The 22,864-nt window shown below is 49.2% G+C and carries 15 protein-coding genes; 2 read left to right on the forward strand and 13 right to left on the reverse strand.

The window, feature by feature from the left end; genetic code table 11:
• Positions 1-46: 46 nt before the first annotated feature.
• The 5 genes from NZ043_RS06930 to NZ043_RS06950 form a co-directional block, all read right to left on the reverse strand.
• Positions 47-694 (reverse strand): beta-mannanase, encoded by a 648-nt coding sequence (locus NZ043_RS06930; protein ID WP_249912716.1) that lies wholly within the window; start codon positions 692-694, stop codon positions 47-49.
• Between the two features lie 19 nt (positions 695-713).
• On the reverse strand, positions 714-1,997 hold the full coding sequence (locus NZ043_RS06935) for a vWA domain-containing protein (RefSeq protein WP_249912717.1): 1,284 nt from the start codon (positions 1,995-1,997) through the stop codon (positions 714-716).
• Positions 1,998-2,082: 85 nt separating this feature from the next.
• Positions 2,083-4,530 (reverse strand): transcription initiation factor TFIID, encoded by a 2,448-nt coding sequence (locus tag NZ043_RS06940; RefSeq protein WP_339311165.1) that lies wholly within the window; start codon positions 4,528-4,530, stop codon positions 2,083-2,085.
• 1 nt (position 4,531) lies between these two features.
• Complete coding sequence (locus NZ043_RS06945) at positions 4,532-7,921, reverse strand: tubulin-like doman-containing protein (protein ID WP_339311167.1); 3,390 nt, start codon at positions 7,919-7,921, stop codon at positions 4,532-4,534.
• Positions 7,922-8,179: 258 nt separating this feature from the next.
• Entirely contained in the window at positions 8,180-9,973 is a 1,794-nt protein-coding gene (locus NZ043_RS06950) for a vWA domain-containing protein (protein ID WP_339311169.1), read from the reverse strand.
• Between the two features lie 262 nt (positions 9,974-10,235).
• Here NZ043_RS06950 and NZ043_RS06955 point away from each other — a divergent pair, with 262 nt between their 5' ends.
• Positions 10,236-10,379, forward strand: coding sequence for a hypothetical protein (locus NZ043_RS06955; RefSeq protein WP_165980303.1), 144 nt, complete (start codon positions 10,236-10,238; stop codon positions 10,377-10,379).
• Positions 10,380-10,381: 2 nt separating this feature from the next.
• Positions 10,382-11,314 (forward strand): hypothetical protein, encoded by a 933-nt coding sequence (locus tag NZ043_RS06960; RefSeq protein WP_091036100.1) that lies wholly within the window; start codon positions 10,382-10,384, stop codon positions 11,312-11,314.
• A gap of 491 nt (positions 11,315-11,805) precedes the next feature.
• Here NZ043_RS06960 and NZ043_RS06965 read toward each other — a convergent pair whose 3' ends face one another.
• The 8 genes from NZ043_RS06965 to NZ043_RS07000 all read right to left on the reverse strand — a co-directional run bounded on the left by NZ043_RS06965 (position 11,806) and on the right by NZ043_RS07000 (position 22,758).
• Entirely contained in the window at positions 11,806-13,413 is a 1,608-nt protein-coding gene (locus NZ043_RS06965; protein WP_339311172.1) for a DEAD/DEAH box helicase, read from the reverse strand.
• Positions 13,414-14,532: 1,119 nt separating this feature from the next.
• Positions 14,533-15,984, reverse strand: coding sequence for a SulP family inorganic anion transporter (locus NZ043_RS06970; RefSeq protein WP_133386150.1), 1,452 nt, complete (start codon positions 15,982-15,984; stop codon positions 14,533-14,535).
• A 509-nt stretch (positions 15,985-16,493) separates the two neighbouring features.
• Entirely contained in the window at positions 16,494-18,164 is a 1,671-nt protein-coding gene (locus NZ043_RS06975; protein ID WP_133386151.1) for an AarF/ABC1/UbiB kinase family protein, read from the reverse strand.
• Positions 18,165-18,545 (reverse strand): phasin family protein, encoded by a 381-nt coding sequence (locus tag NZ043_RS06980; RefSeq protein WP_091036091.1) that lies wholly within the window; start codon positions 18,543-18,545, stop codon positions 18,165-18,167. It lies immediately after the preceding gene.
• Positions 18,546-18,617: 72 nt separating this feature from the next.
• On the reverse strand, positions 18,618-19,256 hold the full coding sequence (locus NZ043_RS06985; RefSeq protein ID WP_036667831.1) for a ThuA domain-containing protein: 639 nt from the start codon (positions 19,254-19,256) through the stop codon (positions 18,618-18,620).
• 42 nt (positions 19,257-19,298) lie between these two features.
• Complete coding sequence (locus tag NZ043_RS06990) at positions 19,299-20,021, reverse strand: SDR family oxidoreductase (RefSeq protein WP_339311176.1); 723 nt, start codon at positions 20,019-20,021, stop codon at positions 19,299-19,301.
• 178 nt (positions 20,022-20,199) lie between these two features.
• Positions 20,200-21,699 carry a cobyrinate a,c-diamide synthase gene (locus NZ043_RS06995; RefSeq protein ID WP_339311178.1) on the reverse strand — a complete coding sequence of 500 codons (1,500 nt, stop codon included), beginning with the start codon at positions 21,697-21,699 and terminating at the stop codon, positions 20,200-20,202.
• Positions 21,700-21,927: 228 nt separating this feature from the next.
• Positions 21,928-22,758 (reverse strand): uroporphyrinogen-III synthase, encoded by an 831-nt coding sequence (locus NZ043_RS07000; protein WP_091036083.1) that lies wholly within the window; start codon positions 22,756-22,758, stop codon positions 21,928-21,930.
• Positions 22,759-22,864 lie beyond the last annotated feature (106 nt).

Genomic DNA, 22,864 nt, shown 5'->3' on the forward strand with positions numbered 1-22,864 from the left:
TTGCACTACGATGACAGAGTAACCTTCCAATCGCTAGTCCAACTATCTAGTCTGATATAAGCCGATAGGCGGCTCCATATTTCGGTCCGTCCGTGAAGAATAATCGCACATAATCATCCTTGGCAACTTCAACGGGCGGCATCTCATTTCTTCCGGGAGCAAAATCACTCACAAAAGGGTACACCGTACCATCTTCCTTATTCAACGGAACCCCGCCCTGTTTGCGAACATAACAGAGGGCTTCCTTTGGAACAGGTACTTCCGCTGTGACGGTGATCAACACACTTTTTCGTTTTTGAAAAAAACCGCTCTTGTAGCGAATGGAAAAGCGGATATCCGCCTTCCCTGCGCTTGCAATCACCATGTTGTCCTCGTCTCGTTGACGGATCAGTACAGGTCCCTCTTCCTCCATCTGACACACATACACCGTGTACTTGATGGCACCAAAACCTGTGATCCGATCCGTGTAACCATTGCTCGCCTTATATTCCTCTCTCGTGTACAGCTTCAGCTTGCCCTGTGCAGGCTCTTCCTCGGTACGATCATCGCTCATCATATCCAGCTCCAGCCGTTCCACATACACAGCTTCTACCCGTTCCGGCCAGAGCCAGCGAAGTGTACAACGTCCTTCGTCCACCGCAAGTGTCAGTTTTCGAATCAAGGGTGTCGAAGGGTCTGCATCCATAAACCGCATTTCCATTGACCTCCCGACGTTAGAATCCTTTGCTGCGTGTATCTCTTGGTCTCTGACCAAACCCTTCGGCAGAAGAAGTTCCGCCGCCAGCTTCACGACGACCTCGGCTCTTCCGCGGCGTGTTCTCCTTAATCGGAACAATCCAGGAGAAGAGGGTCAATACGCCAGACAAAATGAGCATCGCACCAAGTCGTACGAATGTATCACCCACGTTCGAACCGTCGAGACCCCATTCGAGCAGAAGCCCTGCCAGTAGACCCGACACTGCACCACCAATACCAAAGCTGAGCGCGAGATGACGGTTATCAAACACAAGTCCGAGTGACACACCCAGTGCTACTCCAATTAGCAGTACGGCAACCACACGGAAAATCGCCAGATAAACGCTATGTTCCATCATGCCTGTACGCTCCGTCACCAGCGTCCGTTCATCAATCGTATCGTAGATCTGCTGGAATGCCAGATTCAGACCACCGGAATCTGGTACATCATAGTACATGCCACCCGTTTGCTGGGCAATATTACGCAGCAAATCCGTTCCTGATGGGTCAACCAGACTGAGGCCGACTGTATTAATGGAAATCTGTTCGTTGTTATATTGGGACAAAATATCTGCCGTATCCGCTTCACTGAAGCCATCAGATAACAAGATGACCACGGTACCACGTTTCGGGTCCTGTTTGCCTTGAATCTGTTCCATGCCTTCCCGCAACACGGCATCAAAATTGGTGCCGCCCGAAGTTGTGACAATGCCATCAATTTTGCTATAAACCTCATTCTTGGCCGCTTCACTATCCAGCGCAATAAATGGCTGCAACAACTGCGGCTGGTCATCAAATGTAATGACAGCTACCTGTTTGTCACTCTCCATTTGACTGATCAGTGTCTTGGCTGCTTCAAAGCGTCCATTATCCGGATCTGTCTCGCTCATGCTGCCCGAGTTATCGATCATTAGTACGATGTCTTTCACTTGCTTCACACCGCCCGGATTGATCTGATACAACAATTGCAGGGCGAGTCCAACAACAAACAACAGAGCCAGTGTTGCCGGAACAAGCAATTTCCACGACAGTCCCAGATACCGGAGCTTCCATGAAGCGCCATTCAGCTTGGGTGAGATCATCTCTGCGATCAAACAGAACAATCCCACACTCAACGCCAGTACGCCAAAGTATAATCCCATCAGCAACAGACGTGGCATCTCCCCAAGCCATTGACGCAGCATGATTTCTCCTGCCGCAAAGCCCACTGCCCCGCCAATCAGGCTGAACAGGACCAGGAGAAGATTGATTTTTCGCTGCATGTCCACATGCATCCTTTCCATACCAGCCGTAAGCAGGCTGAGTTAATACAAAATTGGTGCTGGGTATAGGACACCGCCAGACGTCTTAACGAATGGGTGACAACTTCTCCACCAGACCTGCGGGGTGAAGTTCATAGCCATTTTCCGTATACGAGTCGTAATATACCTTACCGTTCCGATACACCATGAGATCCTCCAGATGGAAACCTCCCATCAGATTGAGCTTCTCTACACCACTGCTGCGTTCTTCGTACACCACACCCAGCTTGTAGATGCGTGACGTCTCTTCGGCATGCGCCGCGTAGTCCATGAAAGCACTATGATGGTCACCAAAGAAATACTTCTCTTCATACCGATGTTCCTGCGTATAATCGAATACGCGTACCCGAACGACCGCTTGATCCTCCAGTGTGTGGTACAACCTGCGGAACAGATCATCCCGGGTTAATACGTCTTTGTCTCCGTAGGCAATCGTTACATTGGCCCGTTGCAACAGTTCTTCTTCAAATGGCAATCGTAACGGCTCGGCCGTAAGCAGCAACGAGTGACATACCTCCATCAGACGTTTCAGCAGACGATCATCACCTTCTGTGGCGAGCCGGTTCATGTCTCCCATGTAACGGTCCTCAAACCATACATCCCGTCCGCGCTTGGCTTCCAGGTCGATGATTAGCTCTTCAGTCACTTTGCCGTAGTACTCCATCACGTTCTGGCCAATGTATTCATCCGCAGCGGCGATACTTTGGGTAGCTGTCTCGCGCAGTGTGCGTTCCAGCGCTTCAAGTGCTGCTGTGACGTGGCGACTAAAACGGTGAAGCTCTTCCATCTCCGTATCGTAGTTGCGCAGCAGATGTAATTCATTTTCCAGTCGCAGTAATTCTACCTTCGGTACATACACTCGCTCCAGCATGCAGTCAATCAGATTGCGTACATTCTGTTTATCACGGAACAACGCTCGTTTGAACGACTGATCTTCCACTCGCTCTTGCTGACGTTGCTCCAGCAGAGCACGTGCCGATTCAAGCTGCATCGATTTATCCCTAATCAGTCCGAGCAGCGCTTCACGTACACTGCCAGGCTCACTGTCACTCCAGGCCGCCCACTGGAAGTAACCAACCTCTGAATCCTCCGCGCGGGATTGTTCGGCCTGACGGCGCAGAGAGCCGCCAGAGCTGCGCTCACGCACACGCTCTTCGACAAGACGGACAACGTTATCGCGGAAGTATGCTTCAGCCCCTTGTCCAAACAACGCTCTCTCCGCTTCACGAAGGGAGAGCGGCTTCAGATCAGAGAAACTGACGTTATGCGTCATGATGCCACTCATGCCACTAACCAGATCTTCATTGGGCAGCAGACCTTCGACTTTGCGTTCCACCGAGGCCGCATCCAATCCGAAGAAAGCGAGCTTGTCCTTGATGCTCCAGTCCGGCTCCTGCCGCATGCGTGCGAGCAGATACCGATACATGTGATATAACACCGCCAGTGCAATTGGCTTGTTTGGCCGCCTAATCTCGGCAAAACCCGCGCTTGCATAACCATGCTGATCAGAGGTGGTACGAATATTGTTTTTAAAGGATGTATTGTTGTACGTGTTCGCTCCCGTGCTTGAAACGGTACCCGAGTGATCCACATCCTGCTTCCTGTTCTTCAGCAGGCAGATCCGGCAGATGATCTCGGCATTTTCGATCCAACCACCGGGAACGCCGGTTCCACGCTCGTTTTTGTCGGACAACAGATATACCAGATCAAACAACGGTGACGCGGGATGTGTAACGGGAATGGAGATCCCATCCTCCGTCACCAGCAGATTACCGCTGAACGTGTAGTCCAGCGACTGCATATAATCTAGTTCCCGCAAAAAAGCAAGGCCTGCTGCGCTGGCATACCCGAAGGAATCCACCTGTTCCATCTCGCTGACCAACACATGCAGATCCGTCTGCACCGACTTGAAGGCTTGGGACAAAATAGTCTCCGTCAGCTTGGAGAGCTCTGGCAACAATACATTCAACGGATCATCCGCTCTGGTTACCACCGTAACGTAAATCCGATCAAATGACGAGTACAGCCGTCCATATTCGGCAATTCGGTTACTGACCCGCCGAAGCGTACGATTCAGGTCAAAGAGTGCCTGATCTGATTCATGGAAACTGCGGTGTACATCCTTACGCCGTGTTTTGGACGGTCGCTCCGTCTGCCCAGCGGACAAAGGCAAGCGGTGACGAGTCACCTGGCCATCATCGGACGAGCCACCATTTCTCGTTTCACCCGGACGCGCTTCCTGATCTTCTGTCCCGATCTGAACGTAGACCACGCCGTCTCCATTATCCCACTTCAGCCGATTGATCTCCTGTACGGCAGAAACGGCAGGTGCAACCAGATCACCCACGAAAAGGAACAAAGCCGGGTAATGGATACTGCTGCGTCCATCACCCAGGCTGCCTTGACGTTCCTGCTCGATTGCATACTGTGCTGCATACTTCTCCAGATCACGCTTCAGGGTATTGTTCGAATTGAACTCCATCCCGGCCGCCATCTTACTTCAGCCTTCTGCGAATGTCGTTCAGCTTGGACGACATCGTTCTGTAGAACTGATAGATGTCTTCTCCGTTAGCCAGCTCTACCCGCTCGTATTCGAGACGATCACGCGATTCCATGAACAGCGCAGCCAGATCATCCAGCTTTGTCAGCAGTGGGGTAATATCCTCAGAAGCTGTAAGATCGTTATCTCGGCGGGAGGCTTTGCGCAGCAATGTACTGCGATCCTTCTCCGCCAGACCACGGAAGTTGCCAAACACTTCATACTCGGCAAAATTACGGCTCTTCATCAGGTTTGCGAACGGCTCCCATGCGTCTTCTTCCGGGTCACGGTCATAAACGTAGAGCGCACCCTTTTTGACGATGGTGTCAGTATATAACGCTTCGATGAAGCGGTCATACCACTGCTCTTCGTCTTGGTACTGGGCAAGAATGCCTTCGAGTTCCGCAACTTTGGCCGAGATGGCATTCATCTTTGCCAGTTCCTCACGGACACGTGCGATCAGCTGCGGAGAGCGTACCAGGTTTTCTTTGGCCATATCTTCATTAATACTTCCGAAAATATCCTTAACGCCTACACGCGGCAACCCTTCGGATTGCAGACGTTTCAGCTCAATCACAGCCCGCTTCACTTCGCCGAGGTTCGGCGTGGTGGACGTCAGACGCATGTCGTAGGCTCCCAGTTTGGCAGACAGGTCAAACGCTTCTGTTGTCACAATGGCATACCGGTTGCTTGTATTCTCATCAATGGATTTGGCTGTCACGATGTTGTATCCGAGCGCCTGCTCGAATTCACTACGTACACGGGCGTTATACTGCTTCACGCGGGCGTTCTCGTACACATCTCCCCATGATTTCTCCGGAATCGGAGACGGCAGATAGGTCCAGTTGTTTTTCTCCGTTTGCACCAAGTGACGACCAATGCCTTCTTTGTCCAAAATGGTACGTTCATAACTTTCCTCATATACTTTGAGCGGTGTATACACAAAGAGTGGTACCCCGTTGCGGGTGTTCAGCCAGAATATCCGGTTACGCACTTCACTTTCCTTGACGGTAAAATGAGACTTGCCCACCGCATTGTTCTGATAATTACGAATCCCTTTCAGAATGCCTGGCGCCTGTGCCGGTACCGATACAAATCCCCATGAAGGGAAATGCAGACTGCCTGTACTGTTGCTCAGATTGAACACCGGAACGGCCTCATCATCCAGCTTGCCAGCAATGAAACGTTCCACGAATTTCTCGACTGACTCATCCTGACCGTATTTGATCACCAGGAAATCTTCCATGGAACGCGTAATCAGATCACCGAATTTCTCACTCAGGAAGTCGGAGATGGAGCTGACGATATCAATCTCGTTCTCTTTCACCCACTGGCTGGAGTTTTCCAGCAATTCACGGGAGAAGTCGCGGATCAGATCATCCGTATCACGCTTATCCAGCAGCCCGTCCACCACACTGACGATATCCGGTACACTTACGACGTTCCAGTAATATGTTTTGTTGCCTTTGTGATCGGCTTGTTCTTCGCCGCGTGTCAGCAGGTCACCGTTCTTGGCGAATATCGAGCTAAGGGCGTTCAGCGTCTCGGTAAATACGTTATAAATGCGGCTGTTTTCCTGGTTCAGCAACTCATACAGATCTTCATAGAACTCGATCATCTGATCGTTGCGTTCCACGTCGGCGTGCAGCCAGTACTCATGAATTTTTGCTTCAATATAAGCATTCTTTTTCTTCTCTTTGGAGACAAAAGCACTCTTCGCATCGCCCAGCTTCTCTTCGGACTGCTCCTGAGCTACTTCAATATCACGCGGAATGCGGAAGGCATTCTCACGCAGGGTTTCGATGTACGACTGAATCATCTTCAGTACACAGAAACCTTTTTCCGTATAAATCAGACGGGAGACATAGAACGGACCTTGTTCGGGATGCAAAAACATACGCCGGATCTGTTCAGTGAACTGACCCGCAATCTCACCCGGCAGCTGTTTCTTCGCCTTGATATATTCTTCACGAGCACGCGCCAGGAAGTTCTGCTCCAGTTCGGTATCCATATTCACAACCTGTGATTTCACCACGTTGCCATAGGATAAACGCTCACTGTTCTGATAACCAGGCAGCGGCTCTGGCACGCGCGCTTCAAAGGACTTGACCACACTTTCGAGATCAATGCCCAGCTTGCGGGCAAACTTCTCGGTATCCTCCTGGTTCGGTGCTTTGGAGAACATCGTGTTCATTTTGTCGAACATGCGATACGCCAGATAGGTGGTCATCTCTTCGATTGGCAGTACAGCCGAAGAGGCACCAATGATGTTGTAATCATAGTTCGCCGGGTACACCTTATTCATCTGTGCAATGTTGGTGCGAATGTTGCTGATATAGTCATGGATCGCAAACTCCTCACCCGACTGCTTCTCCTCACTTGCCATGAAGTTGGTAATGTTCTCGGCCGTGACGTTCATGCAGTAATCGTAGGCGTTCTCCAGCAATTTGCCCTCTGTATTCGTCGCAGAGATCAGGTGACACAGGTTAAATGGCGGTAGTGGTGAGTTGACTGTTAAAATATTGCCGTACTTCTGTGTAAACCGCTCACCGCGGCTATCCACGTTCATCCAGTAATCCAGCTCTTTGAGCGCAGCATACCCGTTCTTGCGAATGTATTCACGAGTGTGTTCGCTCAAGCTTTTGTTGGACAGGTTCACGTCTGGCGTGAACAGATACCCCAGCGTATTGACACGGTCAATCCCGGCAGAGCCGTGATCACGTTCGATAATGCCGCGTACGATATAGGAAATATCGAGGAAACAGCCGCTGCCTGTACCGCCGGACAGACCTGTCAGCAGGAACACCATCAGTTTTTTGTTGGTGCCTACGGATAAGGTTTTGATCTTTTTGTCGATGGCCTGTACGACCTGATTAATCTTCGTGAACAGGAGCAGACGTCCAGCCTGACGCACACCTGCGGCGCCGTTCATGCCGTCCGTGATACTCAGTTCTGGAGACAGCCAGTCCGTGATATACGGTTCCAGCACGCTGCGGTTCTGTAGAAGTCCGCCAATCTCGGCATTGGACAGCAAAACGAATTCATTGATCGGATCAAGTCCGATCCCTTTATACTTTTTGGCGCGATCCTGTTCGTTTGTCTCAAAAGCCAGAAACTCCACATTGTCCGGCTTGTCCATTTTTTTCTTGGATACCGGGTCCTGTGGCAGCTTGAAACGACGGTTAATCTGATATTTGAGACGCAGCAGCGCGTCAATCCCCGTTCCCCCCAGACCAATAATCAGAATGGGGTTATCAATCGTATCAACTCTGATCTTCTCACTGACAATACCTCCGCCAAGTGATACATCCAGTTGCTGAATATGTTCTCTAACAATCGGCTTCATTCCATGTCCTCCTTTGATTAACAAAGTTGGAACTGCAACTTCATTACACTTGCCACTCCGATGACAGAATAACATTCCGATCGCTGTTATCCCCAGATTTTTTCAATTCACTTTTACAAAGTGAAAATCCGGGGATAAAGGCGAACGCTTCCGCTTCTTCACGTTATTTCTGTCCTCTGCGTTCTCGTGTAAACAGTTGGTCCCAAATTTTATTGGCATCCTTTTAAACTAAACAATCAACTTAAATCAAATAATCCTTCACACCAGATATTCAATTAAAATGGTCTTGTCCGCCTGTTGCAGCGGGATGCTCAGTCGGTCACCGTTCTTCAGTTCAACGCCTGAGCTTGCATCAACTGCACGACCGGATTTCTCCAGCGTACCGCCTGCGGTGTTACGGATTATAATTCGATCCCCATTGCTGGGCGTAAATACATATTTTTCGGTTTCCTTCAACTCAGGGTCCAGTTGCAACAACTGATGCAGATGGAATCTGCCCCGGAAGGATACCAGCTTTTTATATTGTGGATATGACTTGTCTCCCGTGTTCTCATCACGTATCTCCACAATCATCTGACCCACAAATCCCCGGTTTTTGCGTTTCAGCCAGCCCATTAGGAACCAGGCACCAACACCGACCACAATCAGGGCTATAACACCCAGAATGACAGGTAACCAAGGAAACGGCTTGTCCTGTTCACCGCCTGACGTTGTTGGTTGAGATCCACTTCCGGCTGCTCCGCTCGCGTTGATCGTGATTGGCTCACTTTCACGGTAGAAGCTGTCTTCTTCCGCACGGATGACTAATTCATAGTTATGATTGTCCGGTACTTCAAATGTACCAGCAAAACCAGAACCTGTGTTTTCCAGCGATTGTTCTTCACTCTTGCCTGTATCCACATCTTTTACAACTAACGTGGCCTTCATATCTGCATACAGATCTTTATCCTGAAGTGGCTGACCGCCATTCTCCAGTTTGGCAGCAAGATCAACCTTGTCCCCTTTGGTATAGGACTTGGTCTTAATTGGGTCCACAACAAGCTGAAGATCATAGTTGAACAACAGGTTGATATCGATGCTGTCTTTCGGAGCCCCTTTTACCCGAAGTTTCCAGTCTCCCTCTTGGGGTTTCAACAGCTTCACTAGTGAATAACTCTTCGATGTTGAGAGCTTGGCTGCATCCGAGTTCAGGTCTACGGCTTGTCCGGAAGGGTCTGTCAATTGTACTTCCACCGGCTTCGAGGACATGATCGAAATGTTTGCTTCCAGCACACTGTCGTTTGGCACGTTCACGGTAACTTCCTGATAACTGCCGTTTCCCGTTACAGAGGGCAGCTTCACCACATTCAGTTTGGCATGATCGGCGAAGATCTCACTCAGAATCTGTGGCAGATCATCCGGCGTATCGGTAATGAATGACTTGCCTCCGGTCTGCTGGGCCAGGTCTGCGAGTGCATCCTTGTTCAACTTGCCATCCGCGTTCAGTCCAATCGTATACACCGGAATACCCTGATCCTGTGCTTCTTTCACGGCTTTTGCCAGATCAGCATCGGATTGTGCCTGTGTACGGCCTTTGGTTTTGTTAAAGTCATTGTTGCCATCCGCCAGCAGCACGATCATTGGCGAGTGTGATGGGTCTGCACCATGATTCAGTATGTTCACGGCTTCAGCGACACCAACAGAGACATCGGTATATGGCCCCCGGCCGAGCTGATCAATAAAGTCCTTCAGGTTGCTCTTGTCCGCATCGGACTGAATCTCCAGCATAGCCTTTTCCCGCTCCACCTGATCGGTATAAGCGACAATCCCTACCTTGTCCCCCTGGACTGGGAGCATATCAATAAACATTTTCATGGCTTCATTACTGATCTTGTCACGGTCACTTGTATTCATTGAGTTACTTACATCGGCTACAAGTACCGCATCGATTCCGCTCGTCTGTGCCTGAGCCGCTGCAGCTTGTGGCAGCAACGCTTGAGGTAACAGTAGCGTTAGAATTGCCAGCAGAACCATCGTTCCACTGAGCCAGCGTATTTTGCGTGTCCGCAGCATTGGGTGTACTCCTTCACGTTTGAGATTAAAATGGGAATAGTTTATTATAGGCGTCAAGCCTTAAGGAAATCTTAACAGTCTACTAATAAATTCTGAAAAGCACCCCTATCTTGAGTTACAGTTTTGTAATGACTGACAAAAATCGACGATTTCATGCCTGTAACTGGCACAAAAGTACCAACTATGGAAATATGATATAGTTATTGCCAGCAAACTGCAATATAACAGCGCTTGTTTACCAAGCCATAGAAGGGAACGGATTATGGTTACATACGGATGCCTCGCCATATTGTTTCTTTTTGTCATCATAAAGGTAATTGCACTCCAGCTTCATCGGCGGAAACCGGTCTCCCGCGAAGACACGGATCGTACCCTCTACACTATTCTGAATGGTGAGCGTGATTGAGCATGAGTACTAAACTAGTTGTATCCATACGACCATTTCAACGAACGACATATGCCTATGAAAAGTTGCAAGTCTGCACCCGTTGTGGACAGTATACCTGCCTGTGGGAAGAGGAGTGCACGGCCTGTGGCCGGGGTACCCTGAATTCCGTCCAAGCGAAGGCAACTTCCCGTGTGAAACGCCGCATTGCACGCGACCTGTTCATTACGATATTGTTCGGTGCAGCTGCCACCTATTTCGGTGAGACCATAGATCAGACCATGGCGGCAGCCAGCGTTTCCCTGCTGCTTCTGGCCTTACTAATCTTCATGCAGAAACGTTCGTTCGAAGTAGAGCAGCAGCGCGAGTTGAAGCGCATGTTGCAACAGGATGAGGAACTCATCCGCCAGGGCATCAACCGCAACTGGGCTCTGGTCGCCGAAGCCCGAAAGCAGGATGAAGCACTCGCCTATGAGATGCTCCGCGAGATCGGCTCACTCGTCTACAATGACCGGATTCGACTGCAGCAGGTTGCGCTGTTACAATCCTTTGTCCTGCGCAGTGATATGGATCTGCAGCTCAAGCCCTTGCTGTTACGCAGCTTCGAGCGGCTACTGGCTGAATATATCGGTGAGATCGCACGACTTAAGCCGGATTTGATCCGGGAAGATGCGATTCGTTATATCGCTACCTATGAAGTGAACATTTTACAGCTCCACAACGGAATTCAGATTCTTACAGCGGTAGCTGCTGCTGCTGTGCGCAAGAGCAAATATATTGAGTTATTCCCTAGTCTTATTACCCGCTACGCCCGCTTTATGCCCAAGGATCGATTCATGAGACTTTATCATACGATTGAACGCTATCCGAGCAAGGCACGCGGGGGACTGGCGGAGTCGGTAGGCCGGGTGTATAACGAGAAATATCGGGATCAATACGCAGATGTTCATGTATAGGAATGATATATTGAGAAAGAAAAACGTAATTTAGTGCAAACTCACTCCGTGTATATAGACGAATGGAATTTCAACCACCCCTGCATGCGCGTCAGCACCACAGATCAAAGGTTATGATTCTAATGATATAAGAAATGATCCAAAAACACCCCATCCTTAGGTCTAGGATGAGGTGTTTTGAATTTTATGGCAGTCTGCCAAGTGCTATCCGCAGTAAAAGGACACAAAGAAAAACTAGAAGGGAATACCTAAATGGCATCTTCCATGGAATCAAGCAGGCGCGCAAACAGGCACTCGCAGACGACAAAAACAATAAGCGCAAATGATCATCTGTCCTAGTGAAAAAGGGCCGCGACGTGGTTCCGTCGCGACCCTTGATCTGAGGGTTCGGTACATGTGTACCCGAACCCTCTCATATGTGCCATGCCAAACCCTGTGGCATGGCATGGTGCCTGCGCAATTGCGGCTGCATCGCCGCTTGCGCCAAGGCTTTACCGTCCGCGACGAGAATCGCGACGGTCACCCTTCGCCGGTCCGCGTCCTGCGGATTCCGGACGGCGAGAGCCTTCGTTGCTGCGCCCGGAGGTGCGCTTGTCGGCACTACGGCCAGCCCAGCCGCTGCTAGCTGCACCGCGGCCGCCTTGGCCCGCTGCACCGCGACTGCTGTCGCTGCTGCGCGCGGAACCACGACCTGCGCTGCGCTCGTCGCCACTGCGACCCGCACCGCGTCCACCTTGGCCTGCTGCACCGCGACTGCTGTCGCTGCTGCGGCCACCGCTACGACCACCACTGCGTCCGCCTTCACTGCGTCCACCTTCGCCACCGCGAGAACCACGACCCCCACGTCCGCCATCTCTGCGATCGTTACGGCCTGCACCGCGACGGGCACTACCAGTTCCGGAAGAGCGTCCGCCTGAACGTTCGTCATCTCCTTGACTGTTGATGGAACGTCTAGCTGCTCCAGTTGAAGCAATTGGACCTTCGCTCGTCCACTGGATACGGGACAACTTCTGGTCGATACCTTGTTCAATACGTGCAAGTTCCGGTCTGTCATGCTCTGTTGCAAACGTTACAGCAAGACCTGTACCTCCTGCACGTCCCGTACGACCAATCCGGTGGATATAACTTTCCGCATCATGCGGCATATCGTAGTTAAATACATGCGTTACACCTTCAACATCAAGTCCACGTGCAGCTACATCTGTAGCAACCAGCACTTGCAGTTTGGCATCACGGAACGCTTTCATTACGTTCTCACGCTTGGATTGGGACAGATCTCCGTGAAGTTCATCACTTGCATAACCTGCTTCACGCAGATCTTGATTCAGCTTGGATGCACGACGTTTGGTCCTGCAGAAAATAATCGCCAAATATGGGCGATACGTATCAATCATGCCGCGAAGCGCTTCGAGTTTACCGCGATCCGTACATTCCAGCACTTGCTGGCGAATTTGTTTGATCGGAATAACAGATTGGGAAGATACTTTTACATCTTCCGGATCTTTCATGTAGGTTTTCGCCAAGTTGCGAATACCCTTTGGCATCGTTGCTGAGAACAGCATCGTTTGGCGTTTGTGTGGCAGCTCGCTAAGAATCGTCTCCACATCGTCCAGGAAGCCCATGTGCAACATTTGGTCGGCTTCATCCAGCACCAGTTTTTTCACATTATCAAGCTTCAATGTGCCACGGCGCAAGTGATCCAGAAGACGACCCGGTGTACCAATAACGATCTGGGTACCGTTCTGCAATTTACGCAGTTGCTTGTCCACATCCTGTCCGCCGTATACGGCAAGCACATGCAGTTTATCGTCGTTTGCCGTGAGCTTCTTCGCTTCTTCCGTAATTTGCAGCGCAAGCTCACGCGTAGGCGCGATAATCAACGCTTGCGGCGAACGGTCAGATACGTTAATCTTCTGAATAATCGGCAGCAAAAAAGCCAGCGTTTTCCCTGTTCCTGTCTGTGCCTCGGCGATAATATCGCGTCCACCCAGCAGTACCGGAATCGAACGCTCCTGTACCGGAGTCGGCACGGCGATGCCCTGATGTTTCAGGATCTCGCACCATTCCGGGCGAATGCCCAGTTGTTCAAAGTTTGCCAATCGTTACACCTCTGTATATTCATTTAGATAAGTCCATTTCATAATGACTTCTGTATCAGTATCTGCCATCAAGACTAGTTTTCCTTAGTTCAATCATGATTATGAAATGAATTTTTTAAAAAGCAATCCACTCGTTGCTCTTCTTCTCCATACCCTGTAGTTTACACGTTAGTCAAGCAAAACAAAAGGGGATACAGCGTTACACTCCTAACTTGTAGCACAAAATCCCAAGATCAGTGTAACTTGTATCGACCAGGTGAGTTTGAGGATGGTTTTGACAGTAACTATAGGAGCCCCTTTGAAAATGAAGATGAGTGGAACAACCTAAAGTGCCAGCTAGCTCGAAGTATCACTCTGACTCTATGAATGGAATGAGGATTTCTAGCGGTTAGAAAATAGCTCTTACGATGAAACCTCCTATGCACCACTAATTCTAACGAATCCAGGACACCCTATTACGCCAATTAGAGCAGTTTGTAATTTCTAACGAACTCCAGTCACCTTATTACTCGTAAATACACGATAAACGGCTTCTATATTGGCGATATTAGCAAAATAAGATGTCTGAGATTCGTTAGAATAACGAAAACAGCAAATAACCCCATATAAGACGTGCCAGGTTCGTTAGATTTTACACATAGGGAAGGACACAAGCATCAACACAGTAACATTAGCTATAGCAATAACAACATTTACTAGGACCAGAACACCAACTACAAAAACTAGAACTAGTAAAAACAACGAAAAAACAATCAACACTACCTATACTCTTACTTTTACTCCAACTACAACTACAACTTCTACTAGAACTTCTTCTTCGTTCTTTTTTTCTCTTCTTCACTGTACACACCACACACTCTAATAAAAAAAACAGCGGCGCCCTCTCCCCGACTTACATTAGGGAAAAAGTGCGCCGCTGATAAAAAGTATCTTTTTATGTTGTCTACTTCATAGGGCTGTCGCATGTCTGCTCAACACTACTTTAGGGCAGTTGCCTTCCTAACTTCATTACTTGTTTAGATCCTTAATTCCAGATTTACTAAGCCGTTCATTTTTCAGCTTGTCTGCGTAACTACGTTTCGACATTGTACCTTTGTACAACAATCTTTGTAAACCAAGTTACGAACTGTGCCCGCCCGCTGTGGCAAACCCACTCCGTTCAAGAATACGGGAGCTTTCCTCGTTTAACCCGCGCAGGTGCACCGTTTTGCCCAGCTTCGCGTATTTGAATTTCACTTTGCCTATAGCCACAACCGCAGTATTATCCCAGATATGTGATCCTCCAAAATCAATTGTGATCTCCTTCGGATCGGCCTCTGCATCGAACTCATCTACAAAGCGGGACGAAGAACCAAAGAAGAACGGTCCGTGAACCCGATATACCTTCTGCCCTTGCTCCTGGCTCGCCTGTACGCGAATCTTGGTCTGTTTCCAGCCAAAATGCAGCACACTGAGCACAACTCCAACCATAACCCCGATCGACAGATCGTGGGTATAGACCACAATCGCCACCGTCACGATCATGACAAAGGCTTCCGCACGCGGCACGCGAGCAATATTCTTGATGGAACTCCAGTCGAATGTTCCGATACACACCATAAACATTACACCGACGAGCGCCCCCATCGGTACCTGTTTCACCACACCGCTAAATAACAGCAACAGGATTGCCAGAAACGCACCCGCAGTAAACGTCGATAATCTTCCACGTCCCCCAGACTTCACATTAATGACCGACTGCCCAATCATCGCACAGCCGCCCATGCCGCCAAACAAACCATTCACGAAATTGGCGATACCCTGACCACGCACCTCACGGTTCTTGCTGCTCTTGGTCTCGGTCATCTCATCTACGATGGTTGCAGTCAGCAGAGATTCCAGTAACCCAACCAGTGCCATGGTGAATGAATAAGGTAGCAGAATCATCAGCGTGTCCCAAGTCCACGCAATATTTGGCAAGTGGAACATCGGCAGAGTGCTCGTTATATTCCCCATGTCGCCGACTGTTCTTACGTCGAGATGAAACACCAAGGTAATAATCGTCATCACGATGATTGCAATCAGTGGAGCTGGAATGCCTTTGAAAAACCGTGGCAAAATATAAACGATCGCCAGCGTGCCCGCTACCATCGCATACATAATCCAATTCGCTCCCGTGAAATGGGTTAACTGTGCCATAAAGATGAGTATAGCCAGTGCGTTCACAAATCCCGTCAGAACCGAATGAGGCACAAACGTAATAAATCGCCCAACCTTAAATATGCCTAGTAGAAACTGAATAATGCCCGTCAAAATTGTAGCCGCAAAAAGATATTCCACGCCATAATCCTTGACGAGTCCAACCATCAGTACCGCCATGGCACCTGTTGCCGCCGAGATCATGCCTGGTCTTCCACCAGCAATCGAGATCACAATCGCAATCGTAATCGAAGCGTACAATCCGACCATCGGATCAACACCTGCAATGATGGAGAACGCAATGGCTTCCGGAATTAACGCCAGCGCTACCGTAATGCCTGCCAGCACGTCTCCGCGAATGTTGCCAAACCATTGTTGTTTTAAAGTATTCATATGTTCTTGCCGTTCCTCCTACGTGTATTCCTCATAATGGACAATCTTACTGAAGAGTAACAGAAGCCGTTCACACTAACCAACTACCCAGGACAGCACAAAACAACGGATTCCTCTCCGCATCATTCGCCTATGCTGTTGCCTGAATTGCATCATTCTTCACCATCCGTATATCCTTGACGGTTAATGTGCATTCACGTTTTTTCCGTTCCAATGTGTACCGCTATTGTTCCATTACCTTCAGTTGTCTTACTCATGCCACATCAGGAGTTGATCCTGATGCCAATAGGTTTTCCCCTCTCAGAAAAACCGGGTCCGTTAATGTACTGACCTATTATTATAGTCACAGGACCGGATATGTACTAATACAGTTAAGGCGAAAAAATAGAACCTTTCCTTCTATTATCTTAATCTTTCTATAATTTACTCACCAATTCTCTACTCACAAAAAATAACCCGCAAAGATCCTTTGAAGAAAGTCTCTTTACGGGTGTTCATGTAATACTATGCTAGAATCTTCCTGATTTGAATATCGAATAGAGCAGGAACGCCACCATCAGAATCGCCACCAGGAAACCAATCTCAATGACCGGAATATCCCACAGCATCGTGGATTGATGACTGATCGACGAACCGATAATCAAGCCCACCATGATAATACAAAAGGCAAGTAACACGATACTGAAGGACAGTCGATTACTAATCTGGTCCATTCTACGCATGAGTGCATCCAGTTCAGGGACACTAATCTCCAGCCTCAGCTTGCCTTTGCTAATAATGGATGATAATTGCCTTAACTGCCCTGGCAGACCAATGACACTCTCGGCCATATCAGCCGCACTGCGGAACAATCGATTCTTGATTCTTCCGGCACTAAAACGTTCCTTGATCAGCTTACGGCCAAAGGGTTCAGCCATATCTACAATGCTCAGGGAAGGATCAAGATGTTCAATCACACCTTCCATCGTCAGCAACGATTTACCGAGCAGCAGAATATCGGCAGGCATGACAACCCGGTGCCTCTGGGCTACGCCGAACAAGTCATTCAACGCCTGACCCACACTAATCTTGGAAAAGGGAATATCGTAATATTTGGTACGCAACTTGTCCAAATCCACATGAAGCCCACGCAGATCCATGTCATCTGGCATCATGCCAAGTTTCTCAATTGCCCGGATCATACTGTCCGTATCTTTGCGCATTAACCCAATAATAAGCGAAGCAAGCTGCTGTTTCATCTCATCACTCAGACTGCCCACCATACCGAAGTCTATAAATGCAAGACGTCCATCCTTCAATACCATCAGGTTGCCCGGATGTGGGTCAGCGTGAAAGAATCCATGAATAAAGATCTGATTCAATAATGAGTCTACCAGCCGCTCAGCAATATTGTTCAGATCATGACCGCGTCTGACCAGTTCTTCACGATCATTGAGTTTGATACCTTCGATATACTCCATCGTGAGCACACGGGACGACGTCTGATCCCAGTAAATTGCCGGGATTTTCACCTTGTTGTCCTGTTGGTATTGCTGTGCAATCTTTTCCGTATTGCGGCCTTCGACCGTATAATCCAGCTCGGCCATCAGTGCCTGAGCATATTCTTCGACCATTTGCGGAATCTGATATTGCTTCACCCAGTCCCAGCGCTTCTCGGCCATGGCTGTCAGTTCACGCAAGATATCCAGGTCACGCTGCACAATACGCGATATACCCGGCCGCTGAATCTTGATGGCTACCGACTCACCGCTTCGAAGTTTGCCCAGATGCACCTGTCCAATGCTGGCCGCAGCTACAGGGGTATCCTCGAACCGGGAAAAGATCTCCTCCAGCGGTGTATCCAATTCCTGTTCCAAAATACCCCGTGCCGTCTCGGAAGAGAACGGCGGGACCTGATCCTGCAACTTAACCAGCTCACGAATGACAGACTCAGGCAATAGATCTGCCCTTGTGCTTGCGAGTTGCCCCAGCTTAACGAAAGCTGGCCCCAGCTCCTGCAGCACAAGCCTGATGCGTTCACTCAGCGTTTTGGTGGTGTGTGCTTCACGCGACATCCACCGTCTGGGCAGAGCCAGCAACTGGAACAAACCCAGCTCCTCGACCATATAACCGAAGCCATGACGCACTAGCGCCATGGCAATTTCACGGTATCTGCCGACATGTTTGATTCGCACTGCCATCTACTCGATCTCGTTTCCTTTGAGAGGAGGAGGAACTTCAAGTGGAGCTGGGGATTCATCAGGTTGGAGTTGTGGTGATTGGCCCAGTTCCGCAAGTTTTTTCTCCAGGACAGCAACGCGCTGTTCCAGACTGGTTACATCACTTTCGGATGCCACACCAGCTTCCTGAAGCACTCGCTTGACCTGTTCCTGAATCATTCTCTTGAACTGGCCCTGTTCTTCATCGCCCCGTTCCAGCAGACGTTCAACCAAAGCTTTGGATTCACCGGGCGCAAGTTCCCCGCGCTTGACCAAATCATCCACGGTTTTCTCAATTTTTTCTTTGCTTACAACAGTAAGACCAAGCCCTAACGAGATCGCCTTTTTGAACAAATCGCTCATTTTTGTCATCCTCCTCTTCGTTGATCTCTATATTATACCCCTTATACTCTGCATGCAAAGATGTCTGTCCGATCAGACGTAACGCGCAGCCCATTTGCCTGCTTGCAGAAGTAACTTCCGGTACGTTTCGTGTGCAAAAGACGGCACATGGTGACCCGGCATCAGATAAACAATACGCCCAACACCATATCGATGAGCCCAAACCGCAGGCTTTGGTCCTTCCTCGGATTGATATTCCAGCAATATTTTCGTCTCGGCAAAAGAACCAAATTCGAACTGATACGGCTCTTCTTCCATTGTGAAATTGGAAATGCCCTCCGTCACGGGATGGCTTTCCGCCGTTACAGTGAATTCAAGCGGTGCATACGCCGGATGATGCAGGAACTTGGCACCGATCATCTGTTTGAGCTCATAACGATTTTGGAGCGAAATGCCGTTATGTATAATGACCAGTCCACCTCCATTACTTACATAGGACAACAAACCTGCTGTCTGCTGTGGAGAGACTTTCCCTTTCCAATCGTCCATGTATGAGATACATACATCAAACCCGGTTATATTTTCTTGCAGCAGCATATTCCGATTCTCACTGCACTGCACAGTCATAGTATCATGGAAAATTCGGCTAATCTCCGCATCCACACCTTGAAGCGGGTGCCAATCCGGATGTGTATAATCGCCAAGTAGTAATGCTTTTTTACGATGATCCATTCAATCAATCTCCTTTCTTGTTCACCTCACTGTATCAATCAACTACCATGGGAGCTTCTCGCCCTTGTAGTCCACATATGCGGGTTGATCTCCTTTAAACTGTTCATGGCGGTCGATAAGTACTGCGATATGCTGTGCAGATTGCTCGGGCGTGAGATCCGCAGCAACATCCAATTCACCCCGCATATAACTCTGTACCCAACCGGGATGCACAAGCATCACTTGTCCGCCCTCATCCTTCAGTCCATTGTGCACAAGACGGGCCTGCATGTTCAAAGCAGCTTTGGACATACAATAGGCATACCACCCATCCCGACTGCATTGCTCTATACTTCCAGCCTCGGAAGAGATATCAACAATCAGCTTGACCTGTCCTTGAAGAAGGAGAGGCAACAGGGAATGAGTCACACGCAGTGTACCTAAGGTGTTCACATTAAATACTTCAGCCATCTCCGCCATATTCATCGGCCCGCGGATATGATCCGTAATACTTCCTAGTATAGCCGCATTATTGATCAGCATATCCAAATGATTCGTATCCAGCTTCAATGTCTCCGTGAACAGAGCTACCGACAGGTCGTCCGCGATATCCAGTTCGATGGCGCGCAGATGGTCCGGATATCCTTCTGTAAGCATACGAATCCCCTCGGAATCTTCCACGTCCAGACCGGCCGCATACACGAGATACCCTCTCTTCAGCATCTGTGCCGTCAAAGCCAATCCCAATCCCCGAGCAGCTCCCGTTACACATACGGTTCTCATCATGATGTCCCTCCCTCGCATAATGATTCTGTCTTTTATTCATTCCACATATTCATCTGAAAACCTTTAATTCAGAATGGGATCGCCAACTTCACGACCAAAGACTCATGAGGTAAAAGCGAGATTAGAGCCATTTTGCTTATTGAATTCAGCTATCTATTTGAGCTATAAAAAGCTGCTATTATCTCTGCATATATCGCTCCTGCCGATAGGCTAAACAATGTTCCACCCATCTTCGAGCGGCTGCCGGATAAGAGCCCAGATGAACGTGCGTATACCCCGCCACGATGTTGCCTGCGGCATATCCCTCTTGCTTCAATCCACGCAACCCCTTTGTCTCATACGCATAAGGGATCGTTTCTTCATCACGATAGGTCATTGTCGAATAATGAAATTCATGACCCCGAAGTACTTCACCCTTTTTCAGCAAAAAGGAATCCTGAACGCTACTCGCTTCACGATAGCCAAGCGCAGCGCGCTTCTTCTGCATCTGCACCTGTGCGGGGATAATACCCGCCATGTCGAAAGTAACGCCCTCTCGGTCGGTCAACGTTTCCCCGAGCACCATGTAACCACCACACTCGGCAAATAAAGGCATGTTGGATTGTGCTGCTTGTCGAAGTCCTTCCAGAAACCTTTGGTTACCGGAAATATCTGCTGCAAATTCCTCAGGAAATCCGCCGCCCAAATAGATGCCATCCACATCCGTTGGAATACCTTCACCAGCGAGCGGACTGAAATATTGTAATCGGGCCCCGGCTGCTTCGAGCAATTCCAGATTATCGGGATAATAGAAATTAAATGCGGCATCGCGCGCAACGGCAATGACAGGCTGTACCGCATATGATACATGTCGATTATTAACGTGGATCACTGAATTGGAATGTGGATCGTAATTCGAGCCTGGTTCAGTATTAGCTGAATCCATGTGGGTAGTAGTCGCAGGACTCACTTCTTCTGCATTCAAAGGCGGGGCGCTTGCTGCCAGCTCCAGCAGAAGATCCAGATCGGTGCCTTCCATTAACACATCGGCTGCACGTTGGAATAATGGTTCCAGTTCACCGCGCTCGATGGCAGGCACCAGTCCCAGATGTCTCTCAGGAATGGACATGCCCTCGTCCCGCTTCAGCCAGCCAACCACCCGAATGCCGCACATCTGCTCAATGGCTTTTTTCACAATGGTATAATGACCCGCACTTCCACACCGATTGACAATCACTCCGGCAATATTTAATTCAGGCTCCAACTGTTGAAAACCCAGGACAATCGCGGCCGCACTGCGAGCCATGCTGCGTACGTCCACAACCAGGATTACAGGGGTTTGTGTGACCAGAGCAATCTCTGCAGTTGAGCCTGTATTGCTGAGCGGATCTTTGCCATCGTAGAGGCCCATAACGCCTTCTATAATGGAAATATCGTGTCCCACCGATGCCTTCTCGAACGTATCTCTCACATACTCAGGCGATGTCATCCATGCATCCAGATTACGTGACGGTCTGCCCGTGACGGCGGTATGGTATGTCGGATCAATATAGTCCGGGCCGCATTTGAACCCTTGTACACTCAACCCACGCTGAGCGAGTGCCCTCATTAGCCCCAAGGTTACTGTCGTTTTTCCTGCACCACTTCCGGTGCCTGCAATGATCAGTCGGGGTCTGGCGTTACGATCTGCAATGGGCATCGTCATTTCCACCTTTTCTTCTTTTCTTACGATTATCGAATCCTTCAGCTCCGCTGAAAACGTATAAATTCTATAATCTAAACAAAACCGCATCATATAGCGATGCGGTTAAGCTTAATGCATACTCTTTATTCATGAAATGAATGTTTACACAATAACGGAGAGGACAGAAAAACCTGAAGAAGCGACGCCAAAAGCTTTTTGTCGAACTGATCTAAAAGCAGGCCACTAATCTCTAATCTTGGCCGCACGCCCTGCTGCAAAGTAACGTCCAAGCTCAACGATGAGTGCTCCCATCTTCTCTTCCTCCGGAATGACCAGTGCCTCAATGCCTTCTTCACGCATGGAGTTTGCTGTAACTTTACCTACAGACGCAGGGATTACGCCTTGTCTAAAGGCTGCAAGCATCGGCTCAAGCTTGTCCTGGGAGGCCGCATATTGCGTCAGAAATCTGACCTGCGGTCCACTTGTGAACGCAACAGCATCTACCTCGAAATTTAGAATTTCATTCAATAACTGTTCCAGCTCTGCCTCTTCTGGCGGTACATGGCGGTAAGGAAGCACTTGTCTGACGAGTGCGCCTTGTTCTTCCAACCATGCGACAAGTTTGGGAGCTGTCTCCCCATGAAGCTGCAACATAACCTTTTTCCCTGCGAGATCATGTGGGGCGAATTCTCGAATGAGCCCGTCCGTACTACCATCATCATCTCGTACCAGCGGTGTTAACTTGCGCTTTTTGAGCGCATTCACCGTCTTGTATCCCCTTGCCGCAATGGAGGATTGCGATAATACATCCAACAATTGGCCTGCCACTTCCATATCCTCAGCCATTTCAAACAATGCATCCAATCCCATACCCGTAGTTAACACCGCCCAGTCTGGTGGGTCTGAGATCCAAGATACCAGCCCATCCCTGATACTCCGATCATCCAGGAATACGGTCCCCTGTGCCGGTCGCACAAGCGGGATTCCACCCATTTTTTCAACCAGTACGGACATTTCTTTCGATTTTCGTGGTCCTGTTAATGCTACACGCACACCTGCCAAATGTTGAGCCATTCATGTTCCCCCCGTTAGTTCAGCCGAATGTTCATCAGTCTGACTACAGTATACAGGGTACTTCTGTGAAGGGAAACTGTGCTTCCCCTCTTTTTGCCCGTTCATC

This window comes from Paenibacillus sp. FSL k6-2145 (genome assembly GCF_037976585.1).
GTDB lineage: Bacteria > Bacillota > Bacilli > Paenibacillales > Paenibacillaceae > Paenibacillus.

What these genes read in the sequence shown, in the direction of transcription:
- NZ043_RS06930 (WP_249912716.1), bottom strand. Translation starts at nt 694, where the DNA reads ATGCGGTTTATGGATGCAGACCCTTCGACACCCTTGATTCGAAAACTG.
- NZ043_RS06935 (WP_249912717.1), bottom strand. Translation starts at nt 1,997, where the DNA reads ATGCAGCGAAAAATCAATCTTCTCCTGGTCCTGTTCAGCCTGATTGGC.
- NZ043_RS06940 (WP_339311165.1), bottom strand. Translation starts at nt 4,530, where the DNA reads ATGGCGGCCGGGATGGAGTTCAATTCGAACAATACCCTGAAGCGTGAT.
- NZ043_RS06945 (WP_339311167.1), bottom strand. Translation starts at nt 7,921, where the DNA reads ATGAAGCCGATTGTTAGAGAACATATTCAGCAACTGGATGTATCACTT.
- NZ043_RS06950 (WP_339311169.1), bottom strand. Translation starts at nt 9,973, where the DNA reads ATGCTGCGGACACGCAAAATACGCTGGCTCAGTGGAACGATGGTTCTG.
- NZ043_RS06955 (WP_165980303.1), top strand. Translation starts at nt 10,236, where the DNA reads ATGGTTACATACGGATGCCTCGCCATATTGTTTCTTTTTGTCATCATA.
- NZ043_RS06960 (WP_091036100.1), top strand. Translation starts at nt 10,382, where the DNA reads ATGAGTACTAAACTAGTTGTATCCATACGACCATTTCAACGAACGACA.
- NZ043_RS06970 (WP_133386150.1), bottom strand. Translation starts at nt 15,984, where the DNA reads ATGAATACTTTAAAACAACAATGGTTTGGCAACATTCGCGGAGACGTG.
- NZ043_RS06975 (WP_133386151.1), bottom strand. Translation starts at nt 18,164, where the DNA reads ATGGCAGTGCGAATCAAACATGTCGGCAGATACCGTGAAATTGCCATG.
- NZ043_RS06980 (WP_091036091.1), bottom strand. Translation starts at nt 18,545, where the DNA reads ATGAGCGATTTGTTCAAAAAGGCGATCTCGTTAGGGCTTGGTCTTACT.
- NZ043_RS06985 (WP_036667831.1), bottom strand. Translation starts at nt 19,256, where the DNA reads ATGGATCATCGTAAAAAAGCATTACTACTTGGCGATTATACACATCCG.
- NZ043_RS06990 (WP_339311176.1), bottom strand. Translation starts at nt 20,021, where the DNA reads ATGATGAGAACCGTATGTGTAACGGGAGCTGCTCGGGGATTGGGATTG.
- NZ043_RS06995 (WP_339311178.1), bottom strand. Translation starts at nt 21,699, where the DNA reads ATGCCCATTGCAGATCGTAACGCCAGACCCCGACTGATCATTGCAGGC.
- NZ043_RS07000 (WP_091036083.1), bottom strand. Translation starts at nt 22,758, where the DNA reads ATGGCTCAACATTTGGCAGGTGTGCGTGTAGCATTAACAGGACCACGA.